Here is a 14651-nt window from a genome sequence, read left to right on the forward strand (position 1 = left end):
AAGGGCAAGGTAGACATGGATACGATAGACGTCAGAGGGGCTCGCACCCATAACCTGAAAAACATTAACCTGACGATCCCACGCGACAAGCTGATCGTGATCACTGGCCTTTCCGGTTCCGGCAAGTCATCACTGGCCTTCGACACATTGTATGCAGAAGGCCAACGCCGCTATGTAGAATCACTGTCTGCCTACGCACGCCAGTTCCTTTCCCTGATGGAAAAACCAGACGTCGACCATATTGAAGGCCTGTCCCCGGCTATATCTATCGAACAAAAATCGACGTCTCACAACCCACGCTCAACCGTTGGTACCATCACCGAAGTCTACGACTACCTGCGTCTTCTATACGCGCGCGTGGGTGACCCGCGCTGCCCGACACACAACGTGACGCTGGAAGCACAGACCGTGAGCCAGATGGTCGACAAGGTGCTGGAGCTTGAAGAAGGCAGCAAGATGATGCTGCTGGCTCCTATCGTCAAAGAGCGTAAAGGCGAGCACGTCAAAACACTGGAAAACCTGGTCGCCCATGGTTTTATCCGCGCGCGCATTGATGGCGAGGTATGCGACCTTTCTGATCCACCAAAGCTGGAGCTTCACAAAAAGCACACTATTGAAGTGGTCGTCGACCGCTTCAAAGTGCGCGACGATCTGCAGCAGCGCCTTGCTGAGTCTTTTGAAACAGCCATTGAACTGACAGGCGGCACGGCTGTGGTCAGCTATATGGATGGTGACGGTGATGATCTCATTTTCTCAGCCAACTTTGCCTGTCCGCATTGCGGGTACAGCATGCAAGAGCTTGAACCGCGACTATTTTCCTTCAACAACCCAGCAGGTGCCTGCCCAACCTGTGATGGTCTGGGCGTACAGCAGTACTTCGACGAAAACCGCGTGGTTCAGAATGAAGCAGTCAGTCTGGCTGGCGGCGCCATCCGGGGGTGGGATCGCCGTAATTTCTACTATTTCCAGATGCTGAGCTCGCTTGCCGATCACTACGAATTCGACATCGAAACACCTTGGCAGGATTTACCGAAAACCATTCAAAACGTGGTTCTAAACGGCTCCGGCAACACTGAAATTGCTTTCAAGTACGTGAACGATCGCGGTGATATCACTGTGCGTAAGCATCCGTTTGAAGGGATTTTAAATAATCTCAATCGCCGCTACCGTGATACAGAATCCATGGCCGTGCGTGAAGAGCTGGCGAAATACATCGCCAACAAGCCATGTTCAAGCTGTGGCGGCTCGCGTCTTCGTGAAGAAGCTCGCCATGTCTTTGTCGGCAATACCAACCTGCCAGCCGTGTGTGAAATGAGCATTCACGAAGCACTCACCTTCTTTGCAGATCTGGAGCTGACGGGCCAACGTGCACAAATTGCCGACAAGGTACTCAAAGAAATCCATGACCGATTGAGTTTTCTGGTCAACGTCGGTCTGAACTACCTCAACCTATCGCGCAGTGCTGACACCCTATCAGGTGGTGAAGCGCAACGAATTCGTCTAGCCAGTCAGATAGGTGCGGGTCTGGTCGGCGTGATGTATGTGCTGGATGAACCATCCATTGGTCTCCACCAGCGTGACAACGAACGCCTACTCGCGACGCTGGAACACCTTCGTAATCTGGGTAACACCGTGCTGGTGGTTGAACACGATGAAGATGCTATCCGCGCGGCAGACTACATTGTGGATATCGGTCCTGGTGCCGGTGTGCATGGTGGTCACATCGTTGCTGAAGGGACGTATGAAGAAATCATCAAGAATGAAAACTCTTTAACTGGCCAATACCTCAGCGGGAAAAAGGCGATTGAAGTCCCTGCTAAGCGAATTTCTTACGACAAGAAAAAGGTCGTCAAGCTCAAAGGGGCAACGGGCAACAACCTGCAGAGCGTGAATCTAACACTTCCTGTCGGTTTGTTGACCTGTGTGACCGGCGTATCCGGTTCAGGTAAATCGACCCTTATCAACGACACCTTCTACAAAATCGCCCACCAGCGACTGAACGGCGCAACCACGGGCGAGCCTGCACCTTTCAAGGACATCGACGGTCTGGGTCATTTCGATAAGGTGATTGATATCGACCAGAGCCCGATTGGACGCACTCCACGCTCCAACCCGGCAACGTACACTGGCATATTCACACCCATCCGTGAACTGTTTGCAGGCACACAGGAAGCACGTTCCCGTGGCTACAAAGTGGGCCGTTTCAGCTTTAACGTCAAAGGTGGCCGCTGTGAAGCCTGTCAGGGCGACGGCGTTATCAAAGTGGAAATGCACTTCCTCCCGGATGTTTACGTACCGTGCGACGTGTGCAAAGGTAAGAGATATAACCGTGAAACCTTGGAGATCCGCTACAAAGGCAAAACCATTGATGAAGTCCTTGAGATGACAGTGGAAGATGCCCGCGAGTTCTTCGATGCCGTGCCAGCGATAGCGCGCAAACTGCAAACACTGATGGATGTAGGTCTTTCCTACATCCGCTTGGGACAGGCTGCAACCACCCTTTCCGGTGGTGAAGCGCAACGCGTGAAACTGGCGCGTGAGCTTTCCAAACGTGATACCGGCAAGACGCTGTATATTCTGGATGAGCCAACCACTGGCTTGCACTTCCATGATATTCAGCAACTCCTGACGGTACTGCACCGACTGCGCGATCACGGCAATACCATTGTGGTGATAGAACACAACCTGGACGTGATAAAAACCGCGGACTGGATTGTCGACTTAGGCCCTGAAGGTGGTAGCGGTGGCGGAATGATCATCGCTGAAGGCACACCGGAAGACGTGGCTTTGGTTGAAGGTTCGCACACAGCAAGGTTCCTGAAACCTTTGCTTAAACAAAAAGCTTCATAGGGCGGATGCTGGCGTGAGCCAGTGAAAAACAATCTATGCAAACAATGCGTTTTCAAAACCTCTGGCCATCAAAAGTGGCCAGAAAGCCTTTGGTTAAGCCAGTGCTGATTGCGCTGGCTGCGATGTTTTTATTCTGCTTGCCTCTTAACCAAATCCCACTCGCTTTCTCCGGTGTTCAACATCCAGCGACAGCCTTAACGCTCTTGTTGGCGGTTGCCATCGTTTGCTTCGGTGTTTGGGAAGCTGCAAGACAAGGCCGTTTCAGCCACACGACCATGACTGGATGGCTGGCACTCAGCGCAAGTTTCGCCCTGATACCGTCATTTTATCTTCACGCTGACTGGCATTCGGCTGCATGGCAAGGGTTTAGCGTTCTGTTGTCCTTATTGCTTTTCTGTACCCTGCAGCAGTTCAGCTTTAATCACCTTCAACGGCAATATCTACTCTGGCTGCCACTTTTGAGTGGCTGGCTACTGGCGATTCCTTTGTTGCTTCCCAGCATCAGTGAGATATCGTCATCAAGCCTTGCAGACTTCAAAAGCAACAGTGACGTACTAGGCATCGTTCTTCTGACCTCTTTGATGCTGTCAGCGTATTTGCTAGCGCGGACTAAAGCGTACAAGCGCAACTGGGTTCCGGTTCATGCCCTTTTACTTGCGACGCCGCTGCTCACCATTCCAGCTCTCACAGCGTTGAAATCGCCTTGGCTAATCACCGTGATTTTAGTGTTGGTGATTTTCAGTCAGCCATTCTTATTCCGTTTCAGTCAAAAAAGACACCATGGTCTATGGAATTTCGCGGTATTGGCGGGCTTTGCTATCGCTTGGAAGTTTGGAAGTGTTCCTCAGTCGGCTCTTTTCGCTGCCCGTTATTCAACCGAGGAGTTAGAGGTAGTATCGCAGGCATGGTCATTGTTGGGGCAGGCTCAGTTTGAAGGTATAGGTCTGGGACAGCTCGATAAAGCACAGCTGTTGTTTGGCATCGAGCAAAACCATGTTCTGCCGCTTCAAGAAATGTATCCGAGTTGGCTGCTCGCAAGTTTAATTCAGGGCGGCATTGCCTACTGGGCTAGCTTTGGTGTGCTCTTCACACTGGTGGTGCGTAAGTTGTTGGAAGCACCGAATGGCACCCGCTTGATGCTGCTAGCGATCATTCTGCCATCCCTCATTGGCATGGCACTGACAGACTACATTGAAACCAACCTGGCACTGGGCATGCTGTTTGTGGTACTGCTTTACTGGATTGATAACCTTACCGCGAGATACCGCCGTGTGCTTTTGCCTTACCCACGGCCAATGAAAATAGCCGCTAACACGGTACTGACTGCCACGCTTTTTTTGGTGTTGTCTTCAATCTATCTTGGCGAACAGGCGCTTCGCACCTATCAGATACGCGACAGTAAGCTGACTCAGTATCAAACGCATCCTTGGTGGAATGACTTCTATCAGCAAGTGGAAGGAAAGCGGGCGTTTCTGGAAAGTGTTGAAAGCCGGGATTTACGCGCGCAGGAACTGTACCTTCGGGGGCAAATCACCCGACTGGAAATGTCTCCGAATGCCGATGGCTATCAATCTCTGATTGAGCTGGCGATGCTCACCGGTCATAAAATGGTCGCCAAACAGTTAAAGGATGAAGCATCACTGCTGTTCCCGTACCGAACGTTTCAACCTGACTTTTCTGAGCTTCCAGCGGAATAAAACAAAAACGCGCATTCATGCGGGGCGTTTTTGTTTTATTCCGCTTAACCAAGCACATCTTTCAGTGCCTTCGCACACAAGGCTACGTTTTCACGTTTAGCCGCATAACCCATCAAACCGATACGCCACGCTTTACCTGCCAGTGCTCCCAGACCCGCACCAATTTCAAGATTGTAGTCGTTGAGCAGTTTCGCACGCACCGCAGCATCATCGACGCCTTCAGGCACTGCAACAGCATTCAATTGCGGCAGGCGATGGTCAGCATCAACGAGGAAGTTAACACCCAGTGCTTCCAGTTCGGCTTTGAGTAATTCATGCATATCGCGGTGACGTTGCCATGCATTCTCCAGACCTTCCTCTTTCAGCATCAGCAAAGACTCATGCAGGGCGTAAAGGCTATTTACTGGCGCGGTGTGGTGATAGCTACGCTTGCCTTCACCACTCCAATAGCCAAGCACCAGGCTTTGATCGAGGAACCAACTCTGTACCTTACCAGTACGCTGCTGCATTTTTTCTACCGCACGCGGAGAGAAAGTGACTGGTGACAAGCCCGGTACACAGGAGAGACATTTCTGGCTGCCAGAATACACAGCGTCCAGTTGCCACTCATCCACCAGCAGCGGTACACCACCAAGAGAGGTTACGGCATCGACAATCGTCAGGCAGCCATGCTCACGCGCCAGTGCCGAGAGAGTCTTGGCATCGCTGAGTGCGCCAGTCGATGTTTCTGCGTGTACAAACGCCAACACTGATGCTTCTGGGGTCGCTTTCAAAGCCGCTTCGACCTTTGCCGGATCAACAGGCTTACCCCACTCGTCATCAACCATCACTGCCGTCGCACCGCAACGTTCTACGTTTTCACGCATACGTTCGCCAAATACGCCGTTTCGACAAACGATCACCGTATCGCCCGGCTCAATCAGGTTAACAAAACAGGTCTCCATACCTGCACTGCCCGGGGCGGACACCGCAATGGTGAAGGCGTTTTCAGTCTGGAATGCGTATTGAAGTAGTGATTTAACTTCATCCATCATTCCCACAAAAAGAGGGTCGAGGTGACCAATCGTTGGCTGAGCCAGCGCTTGCAATACACGTGGCGAAACATCAGAGGGACCAGGCCCCATAAGGGTACGTTGTGGTGGGATAAAGCGTGAAATTGTCATTATTTGCTCTCCATTGCCTTTTGTTCCTTGGGTCTATTTACCCTACCACCGGATAGGGCTGGCTAAAATCTCAACGTTGAATAAACCCAAGCATCATCAAGCAAAAGTCCTTCACCCGGCCGAAAAGAGGTGCTTGAAACTCAAACAAACGTTGACAATAACATTACAAACATTTATCAATAGAGGGCAATTTTTGCTCAGCACAGTTTGTGCTCTGCAGAGACAGAAGAGGCGCGTCTACCAGGTAGTCGAATTGCGGAGCCCCAACTCCAATGCAATCCGATGAGGGGGTAAGACGCCGAGGCAATACCAGACCTTGGGGGCTGGGTTGTCGGTCTAGAAGGTTGAATCCTTCGGATTGTCATCTCAACGGAGATGGAGCGCTTCTGGAGAAATACCCTTTCTTCCTGCCCGCTCGCACCCTCTATCTGTCTCCCAACTTATTACTTTGTTTATTCAGGATTACTCCATTCGCGATTATGGGAGGTGAAGGGAAGTGAACGCATTAAATGTCGCAAAATTTGGCGGCACGAGTGTAGCCGACTACACAGCTATGTCTAACTGTGCAGCGGTGATTAAAGGGAATTTGAGCACTCGACTGGTAGTGATTAGCGCTTGTTCTGGCGTGACAAATCTACTGGTTGAACTGGCAAATGGTGTTGCCAATGACAGGCAGCAGGAAGTGCTGACAAAACTGCACGATATTCATTTCAGCATTCTGAAACAGCTTCCGGAAGCACCGGCAGTTGCATCAGGTGTGAATGCAATTCTCGATGAAGTAGCAACACTCTCTGCGGCGGCAGAAACTTCACCTTCAGATAAAATTACTGACGCCCTCGTTGCTTGTGGCGAGTTGATGTCGACCCATATTTTTACCCACCTGTTGAACGATAAAGGCATCAATGCTGTTCGCGCTGATGTCCGTGATGTGCTGAAAACCGACAACGTGTTTGGTAAAGCCACCCCGGATTTGATTGAAACAGCGCACCACGCTGAAACTGTGCTCACGCCGTTGTTTGAAGACAAAGTTGTCGTGACGCAGGGCTTTATCGGCTCTGATGCACAAGGCAATACCACCACACTGGGGCGCGGTGGCAGTGATTACAGTGCGGCGCTTCTGGCAGAAGCCGTAAAAGCAACGTCACTGGAAATCTGGACCGACGTTCCGGGTATCTACAGTACTGACCCTCGCGTCGCCCCGGCAGCTAGCCCTATCGATGAAATCAGCTTCAGTGAAGCGTCAGAGATGGCAAACTTCGGCGCGAAAATCCTACACCCAGCGACACTTATCCCGGCGATGCGTCAGGACATTCCTGTGTTCGTAGGCTCATCTAAAGCACCTGAACAAGGCGGTACCTGGATTCGTCATCAGGCAGAGAAGTCTCCGCTATTCCGTGCACTGGCACTGCGTTGCAACCAGACCATGGTGACGCTCACCAGTCTGAATATGTTCCATGCTTATGGCTTTTTGGCAGAAGTGTTCAACATTCTGGCTAAGCACAAAGTGTCGGTCGATCTCATCACCACGTCGGAGGTCAGTGTTTCTCTGACACTGGATCAAACCAACACCAAAGGTGGTGCGCCTAAATTGCCTGAAGCGGCAGAACAGGAGCTGGCTGCACTTTGTAAGGTAACCGTAGAGCAAGACATGTGTCTGGTCGCGCTCATTGGTAACCACATGAGCGAATCAAAAGGGGCAGCCGCCAAGATCTTCAGTGCACTGGAAGACTACAACCTACGTATGATTTGTTATGGCGCAAGCAACCACAACCTCTGCTTCCTCACCAGCACGTCAGAATCTAAAGAAGTTGTCCGCGCGCTACACAAAGAGTTGTTCGAAGATTAATTTATTCTTCTGTGGATACAAAAATGGCGCTCACTGAGCGCCATTTTTCTTTTTAATTTCCCAAAAATTAACCGTTGAGGTTTGGCCCCAACCACTTCTCTGCTTCGATCAAATCCCAGCCCTTGCGATCAGCATAGCTGTCACGCTGATCTTCCTGGATCTGAGCAACGGCAAAGTAGCGCGAATCAGGATGCGAGAAGTACCAGCCAGATACCGATGCACCCGGCCACATAGCGTAACTGGTGGTCAGCGACATACCGATGGTCTCTTCCACATTGAGAAGCTCCCACAAGGTGCCTTTCTCCGTGTGTTCAGGACAGGCCGGATAGCCCGGAGCGGGACGGATACCCTGATATTTCTCACGGATCAGGTCATCGTTCGACAGGTTCTCGTCCGCAGCGTAACCCCAAATTTCCTTACGGACATGCGCATGCAGGTATTCTGCAAACGCTTCGGCCAAACGGTCTGCCACCGCCTGGATCATGATGGCGTTATAGTCATCGCCCTGCGCTTTATATTCGTCCGCAAGCTCACGTTCACCAATACCGCCTGTTACTGCAAACGCGCCAATCCAATCTTTCTTACCGCTCTCTTTTGGCGCAATGTAGTCAGACAGGCAATAGTTGAAGCCTTTCGGTTTCTCCGTTTGCTGACGAAGGTTATGCAGCACCTTGGCAACCTCGGTACGTGATTCATCGGTGTAGACTTCAATGTCATCACCCACACTTGCTGCCGGGAACAGGGCACACATACCACTGGCTTTCATCAGGCCTTCGCGTTCAACGCGATCCAGCAGATCGTTAGCATCTTTGAACAAGCGCTTCGCTTCTTCCCCAACTTCTTCGTGCTCAAGAATGGTCGGGTACTTGCCCACCAATGACCAGGTCATAAAGAACGGTGTCCAGTCGATGTAGTTACGAAGAGTCGCCACGTCAAAGTCTTCAAACACATGAACACCCGGTTTCGCTGGCGCTGGCGGTGTGTAGCTTTCCCAGTCGATAGCGACTTTATTCTCGCGTGCCTTTTCAAGCGTGACTGGCTTGGTACGTGGGCGCTTACGTGCGTGCTGCTCACGCACTACCTCGTAATCCGCCTGAAGCTTCTCAACAAACGCAGGCTTGAGATTCTCAGACAACAGCGACGAACACACACCCACCGCGCGTGATGCGTTATTCACATACACCACGGGTTGATTGTAGTTTTGCTCAATCTTCACCGCTGTGTGGGCTTTGGAGGTCGTTGCACCGCCAATCAGTAGCGGCAAGTCGAAGCCCAGACGCTCCATCTCTTTCGCGACATGAACCATTTCATCAAGCGATGGCGTGATAAGACCGGACAAACCAATAATATCAACGTTCTCTTCTTTGGCGACTTTGAGAATTTTCTCGCAAGGCACCATCACGCCGAGGTCGATGATTTCGTAGTTATTACATTGGAGTACAACGCCAACGATGTTCTTACCGATATCGTGAACATCACCTTTTACCGTTGCCAGCAGGATCTTACCGTTAGTGGAGCCTGCCTGTTTTTCAGCGTTGATAAAAGGCTCAAGGTGCGCCACCGCCTGTTTCATTACGCGGGCTGATTTCACGACCTGAGGCAGGAACATTTTACCCTCACCGAAGAGATCACCGACGACGTTCATACCATCCATCAGTGGCCCTTCGATCACTTCAAGCGGTTTGGATGCATTAACGCGAGCTTCTTCTGTGTCTTCAACGATGAACTCGGTAATACCTTTCACCAGAGCATGCTCAAGACGTTTCTCTACCGCCCAGGTTCGCCACTCCAGCGCAGAAGCATCTTCTTCTTTGCCGACACCTTTATTCGCGTATTCCGCTGCGATATCAAGAAGGCGCTCTGTACTGTCGTCACGACGGTTCAGTACTACATCTTCCACCGCTTCACGCAGTTTCTCGGGGACATTATCGTAGATCTCAAGCTGACCGGCATTCACGATGCCCATGTCCATGCCGTTCTTGAAACAGTGATAAAGGAACACAGCGTGAATAGCTTCGCGCACATAGTTGTTGCCACGGAACGAGAAGGAGACGTTCGACACACCGCCTGAAATCATCGCATACGGCAGATCGCGTTTGATGTCTGCAACCGCATCGATAAAGTCGACGGCATAGTTGTTGTGCTCTTCAATACCGGTTGCGACAGCAAAGATATTCGGGTCAAAGATGATGTCTTCCGGTGGGAAGCCAACTTCGTCCACCAGAATGCGGTAGGCATTGGTACAGATTTCGAGTTTGCGCTCACGGGTCTCTGCCTGACCGACTTCATCGAAGGCCATAACAATAACGGCAGCACCATAGCGACGAATCAGCTTCGCCTGCTCAACGAACTTCTCTTTACCTTCTTTGAGCGAGATGGAGTTAACGATGCCCTTACCCTGAATACACTTCAGGCCAGCTTCAATCACTTCCCACTTGGAAGAGTCGACCATGATCGGCACTTTGGAGATCTCAGGCTCAGAAGCACAGAGGTTCAGGAAGCGAACCATACAGGCTTCGGCATCCAACATGCCTTCATCCATGTTGATATCGATGATCTGGGCGCCGTTCTCTACCTGCTGGCGTGCCACTTCCAAGGCTTCATCGTACTGCTCTTCTTTGATCAGACGCTTGAAGCGCGCAGAACCTGTCACGTTGGTGCGCTCACCAACGTTGATGAACAGGGTTTCTTTTTCAATGGTCAGTGGCTCAAGGCCTGACAGGCGACACGCTACTTGAAGATCTGGTAATACACGGGGCTTAACCGCCTTGGTCGCCTCATACATGTGGCGAATGTGCTCTGGTGTCGTACCACAACAGCCACCAATCATGTTCAGGAAGCCACTTTCCGCCCACTCTTTCACATGAGCAGCCATGTCTTCCGGGGACAAGTCATATTCACCGAAGGCATTCGGAAGGCCGGCATTCGGGTGCGCAGAAACAAAGGTTTCAGAGATGCGTGACAACTCTTCCACGTAAGGGCGCAGTTCATCAGGGCCCAACGCACAGTTCAGACCAAAGGAAATCGGTTTGACGTGACGTAGGGAGTTATAGAAAGCCTCTGTCGTTTGGCCTGACAAAGTACGGCCTGATGCATCAGTGATCGTGCCGGAAATCATCACTGGCAGTTGAGTGCCCATTTCTTCGAAAACGCTCTCAACCGCAAAAGCACAGGCTTTGGCGTTCAGAGTGTCAAAGATGGTTTCAATCAGAATAAGATCAGCACCGCCATTGATAAGCGCGCGGGTAGACTCAGAGTACGCCGTTACCAGCTCATCAAAGCTGACATTACGGTAACCGGGATCGTTAACGTCGGGAGAAATCGAACAGGTGCGGTTGGTTGGACCCAATACGCCAGCGACAAAGCGCGGCTTATCCGGATTTTTCGCTGTCCATTCATCAGCGACTTCACGTGCCAACTTGGCTGCCGCAAAGTTAATTTCCTCACTCAGGCTTTCCATCTCATAGTCAGCCATGGCGATAGTGGTCGCGTTAAAGGTATTGGTTTCCAGGATATCCGCGCCTGCTTCAAGATATTCTGCGTGGATATCTTTAATCATCTGGGGTTGCGTGAGTACCAAAAGGTCGTTGTTGCCTTTAAGGTCGCAATGCCAATCAGCAAATCGTTCACCGCGGTAATCACCTTCTTCGAGCTTATAGCCCTGAATCATGGTGCCCATGCCACCATCAATGATCAGAATGCGTTCCTCTAACAGTTTTTCCAGTGTTTCCTTACTACTCACAACCGCAGATCCTTCTTATATTTCTCGCTATTCGCATAGTATCACAGACCAAATGGAAATCTAGACGTCTAATTAACCTCAACTAAACCTTAACCTCTCTGCTGACACACATTTGTTGTAGTTTTCTGCGCCGCTTGGATTTATATTTCGTTACAACTTTCCGAATCATAATCTCAGCCTACACGGGGTCATCAATGACCGTCTACACAACGCTCTGCTTTCTCGCTGCGGCAGCCATGCTGATTGCCTTTATCAATAGCAAAATTGGCCAAATGCAGACAACTATCGCTATCACTGCCGGTGCCCTTATCCTCTCACTTGGGATCGTTATCTCGGGACACAACAATTGGTTTGATTTAAAAGACCTTGCTGCCGAGACCCTCAATGAAATTCACTTCGATGATTTCTTACTGAAAGGCGTGTTGGGCTTCTTACTTTTCGCTGGCGGCCTGGGAGTAAAACTGCCCAACCTAAAAGATCAGAAATGGGAAATTACGGTGCTGGCACTAGGAGCGACACTCGTTTCTACCTTCTTTATTGGTGGTGTCGCCTGGCTCTTCTTCCAGCTCATCGGCATTCCGTTCGATTTTATCTACTGCCTGCTGTTTGGTGCCCTGATTTCTCCTACAGACCCTATCGCTGTTCTTGCCATTGTTAAAAAGCTCAATGCGCCGAAGCGTATCTCGACGCAGATTGAGGGCGAGTCCCTTTTCAATGATGGTTTTGGTCTGGTGATTTTTATCACCCTGTTCACTGTCGCATTCGGCACTGAAACTCCAACCGTAATGGGCGTCGTTGAGCTCTTCTTGCATGAAGCGATTGGCGGCATCGTGTATGGCTTCTTACTTGGCTTGTTGTTCCATTACCTGATTTGTCATACCGACGACCACTCAATGGAGTTATTACTGACCTTAGGCATACCAACAGCAGGCTATGTGTTTGCCAGCCTGATTGGCGTTTCTGGGCCGCTCGCCATGGTCGTGGCTGGTATCATGATTGGTAACTGGACGCGCTACATCGGCTTCTCAAAGGAAAGTGAAGATCACTTGGACCATTTCTGGGAGTTAGTCGATGAATTCCTCAATGGTGTGCTCTTCCTGCTAATCGGTCTAAGCATGCTGACATTCAGCTTCCATAAGGAAGACTGGATCATCATGGCATTCGCTGTGCCGCTGGTGCTGGTATCGCGCTATCTCAGCGTCCGTCTTTGCTATGTTGGTTTTAACCGTTACCGGGACTACAACCCTTACTCAGTGAGAATTCTAACCTGGGGAGGATTGCGTGGAGGCCTTGCGATAGCAATGGCGATGGCTGTTCCTGCCGGTTATATGGTGCTGCCAGAAAAGAATATTGATGTAAGGGAAATCATTCTGGTGATGACTTATGCCGTGGTGGTCTTCTCTATTCTGGTTCAGGGCTCAACCATCACCAAGATGATAGAGAAATCCAAAGTTGCTGAGCGGGATATGGAGATCAAACCTAGCAGTTATCAAAATACCGAACCAAGAACAGAAGTCACTCAGGACTAAACCTCAAAAACCAAAAAAGCCTGCAATCGCAGGCTTTTTTATTACTCATCATCGTCGTCTTTGGTAAACGCTGACTCTGAGAAATGATCGAGGTCGTAAGGCGTTTGCTGGTAAACACAGTAGTTAAGCCAGTTGGCAAAAAGCATGTGCCCATGGCTTCGCCAGCTTACATAGGGTTCTTGTGTTGGATCGTCATCCGGATAGTAATTAGATGGCACGGCAGGCTCCATACCTTCACCTACATCGCGCACATATTCATTATGTAGCGTATGAGAGTCATACTCTGGATGCCCGGTGACAAACACATTTCGTTTGTCTTTGGTTGCCGCTAGGTAAGTGCCGGCAGTCGCGGACGTTGCCAGGATATCGAGATCGGTATGCTCAGCAAGAAACTCAGGTGAAAAGTCCGCATAGCGGGAATGTGGCGCAAGGAAAGAGTCATCAAAGCCACGAAGTATAGGGTTCTTACTGTGCTCTTTATGGGTTTTATGCCAGTACACCCCGGATAGCTTTTCCTTGCGCGTTTTCTTTGGCAAATCATAAAGCAGCTTCAGGCCTGCCTGTGCCGCCCAACACACATAAAGCGTCGATGTCACATGGTCTTTCGCCCAATTCATGATGTCCTGCAAGTGCTCCCAGTAAATCACGTCTTCAAACTGCACCAGACCCAAAGGTGCGCCTGTCACGATCAATCCATCGAAGTTACGCTCACGGATACCCTGAAACTGCCTGTAGAAGGTATCCAAGTGCTCGGTAGGAGTGTTCTTACTCGGTCTGTCATCAATACGCAGCAATTCAACATCAACCTGAAGGGGGCTGTTAGAGAGCAAACGCATAAACTGCGTTTCTGTTTCAATCTTCTTAGGCATCAGATTGAGAAGTAGTACTTTCAGGGGACGGATGTTCTGACTTTCTGCGCGGGTCTCCGACATCACGAAGATGTTTTCCTGACGCAGGGTGCTGGCCGCCGGTAACTGATCAGGAATTTTAATCGGCATCTTAAATCACTCCCTCGTTAAGATGTATAGACGTCTAGAATTCCATTAACCCTATAACATCCCCTTTAGGGGTTCAAGTACATTTGTGAGATTGATCAGAGGGCAGATATGAAAAAACCCGCAGCGTTTCCGCTACGGGTTTGAAGAGGCATCTGGCAATGTCCTACTCTCACATGGGGAGACCCCACACTACCATCGGCGCTGCAACGTTTCACTACTGAGTTCGGCATGGGATCAGGTGGGGCCATCGCGCTATGGTCGCCAGACAAATTTTAAATTCTGGTGCTGATACCCAGATTTGAACTGGGGACCTCACCCTTACCAAGGGTGCGCTCTACCAACTGAGCTATATCAGCAAACTTTCAGCCAAACAAAGTCTTACTCGAACTGCTTTGTTTAGAATATCTTGTGTTATGCGAAGCAGATTTTGAACTGAGAAGCGCAGTGTGCGTTAGCACATGAGCACCGAAAGTATCCAAAGATGCAAGCAATAACCAAGATAGGCAAATAAAGCCTGGCGATGTCCTACTCTCACATGGGGAGACCCCACACTACCATCGGCGCTGTTGCGTTTCACTACTGAGTTCGGCATGGAGTCAGGTGGGTCCACAACGCTATGGTCGCCAAGCAAATTCTTTTTTTACTTCCAGTTTTTCAAAAACTGAAGGCAAAAGTAATCAGGAAAGCTGTTTCTTGTTCTCGTTCTTACACATTCAACGTTCTATTTGAGTCCGTCAAAACCCCTTGGGTGTTGTATGGTTAAGCCTCACGGGCAATTAGTATCAGTTAGCTCAACGCCTCGCAGCGCTTACACACCTGACCTATC

General features: G+C 50.3%; 7 protein-coding genes, 1 tRNA gene, 2 rRNA genes and 1 riboswitch. Of the genes, 4 read left to right on the plus strand and 6 right to left on the minus strand.

All coding sequences use genetic code 11. From position 1 onward, the window contains the following. The first annotated feature begins 15 nt into the window (after window positions 1–15). Together uvrA and G5S52_RS11650 are read left to right on the plus strand one after the other, a co-directional pair. Entirely contained in the window at window positions 16–2850 is a 2835-nt protein-coding gene (gene uvrA, locus G5S52_RS11645; RefSeq protein WP_165013697.1) for an excinuclease ABC subunit UvrA, read from the plus strand. Between the two features lie 35 nt (window positions 2851–2885). Next, window positions 2886–4547: a lipid A core--O-antigen ligase gene (locus G5S52_RS11650; RefSeq protein WP_165013700.1), complete on the plus strand. Its 1662-nt coding sequence runs from the start codon at window positions 2886–2888 to the stop codon at window positions 4545–4547. A 44-nt stretch (window positions 4548–4591) separates the two neighbouring features. On the opposite strand, the gene G5S52_RS11655 is transcribed toward G5S52_RS11650, so the two are convergent. Continuing rightward, a complete protein-coding gene (locus G5S52_RS11655; protein ID WP_165013702.1) occupies window positions 4592–5710 on the minus strand; it encodes a pyridoxal-phosphate-dependent aminotransferase family protein in 1119 nt (372 codons plus the stop codon). 218 nt (window positions 5711–5928) lie between these two features. Next, a riboswitch (Lysine riboswitch) is annotated at window positions 5929–6104 on the plus strand. Between the two features lie 102 nt (window positions 6105–6206). Between G5S52_RS11655 and lysC the strand changes: the two genes are divergently transcribed. Then, window positions 6207–7556, plus strand: coding sequence for a lysine-sensitive aspartokinase 3 (gene lysC, locus G5S52_RS11660; RefSeq protein WP_165013704.1), 1350 nt, complete (start codon window positions 6207–6209; stop codon window positions 7554–7556). A gap of 67 nt (window positions 7557–7623) precedes the next feature. Here the strand turns inward: lysC and metH are convergent, their stop codons facing one another. Beyond that, window positions 7624–11298 (minus strand): methionine synthase, encoded by a 3675-nt coding sequence (metH, locus tag G5S52_RS11665; RefSeq protein ID WP_165013706.1) that lies wholly within the window; start codon window positions 11296–11298, stop codon window positions 7624–7626. A gap of 194 nt (window positions 11299–11492) precedes the next feature. Here metH and G5S52_RS11670 point away from each other — a divergent pair, with 194 nt between their 5' ends. Further along, entirely contained in the window at window positions 11493–12827 is a 1335-nt protein-coding gene (locus G5S52_RS11670; RefSeq protein ID WP_165013708.1) for a cation:proton antiporter, read from the plus strand. A gap of 41 nt (window positions 12828–12868) precedes the next feature. Here the strand turns inward: G5S52_RS11670 and metA are convergent, their stop codons facing one another. From metA to rrf (G5S52_RS11690), 4 genes are all read right to left on the minus strand, one after another. Next, window positions 12869–13825 (minus strand): homoserine O-acetyltransferase MetA, encoded by a 957-nt coding sequence (gene metA / locus G5S52_RS11675; protein WP_165013710.1) that lies wholly within the window; start codon window positions 13823–13825, stop codon window positions 12869–12871. Between the two features lie 150 nt (window positions 13826–13975). Next, window positions 13976–14091, minus strand: a 5S ribosomal RNA gene (gene rrf / locus G5S52_RS11680). Between the two features lie 14 nt (window positions 14092–14105). After that, window positions 14106–14181, minus strand: a tRNA-Thr gene (locus G5S52_RS11685). 156 nt (window positions 14182–14337) lie between these two features. Further along, window positions 14338–14453, minus strand: a 5S ribosomal RNA gene (gene rrf, locus G5S52_RS11690). Window positions 14454–14651 lie beyond the last annotated feature (198 nt).

The organism is Grimontia sedimenti, from assembly GCF_011045095.1.
Lineage (GTDB): Bacteria > Pseudomonadota > Gammaproteobacteria > Enterobacterales > Vibrionaceae > Enterovibrio > Enterovibrio sedimenti.

Excerpts from the sequence above, each read along its gene's own strand:
- G5S52_RS11650 (WP_165013700.1), top strand. The coding sequence starts at position 2,886 with ATGCAAACAATGCGTTTTCAAAACCTCTGGCCATCAAAAGTGGCCAGA.
- metA (WP_165013710.1), bottom strand. The coding sequence starts at position 13,825 with ATGCCGATTAAAATTCCTGATCAGTTACCGGCGGCCAGCACCCTGCGT.
- G5S52_RS11670 (WP_165013708.1), top strand. The coding sequence starts at position 11,493 with ATGACCGTCTACACAACGCTCTGCTTTCTCGCTGCGGCAGCCATGCTG.
- G5S52_RS11655 (WP_165013702.1), bottom strand. The coding sequence starts at position 5,710 with ATGACAATTTCACGCTTTATCCCACCACAACGTACCCTTATGGGGCCT.
- uvrA (WP_165013697.1), top strand. The coding sequence starts at position 16 with ATGGATACGATAGACGTCAGAGGGGCTCGCACCCATAACCTGAAAAAC.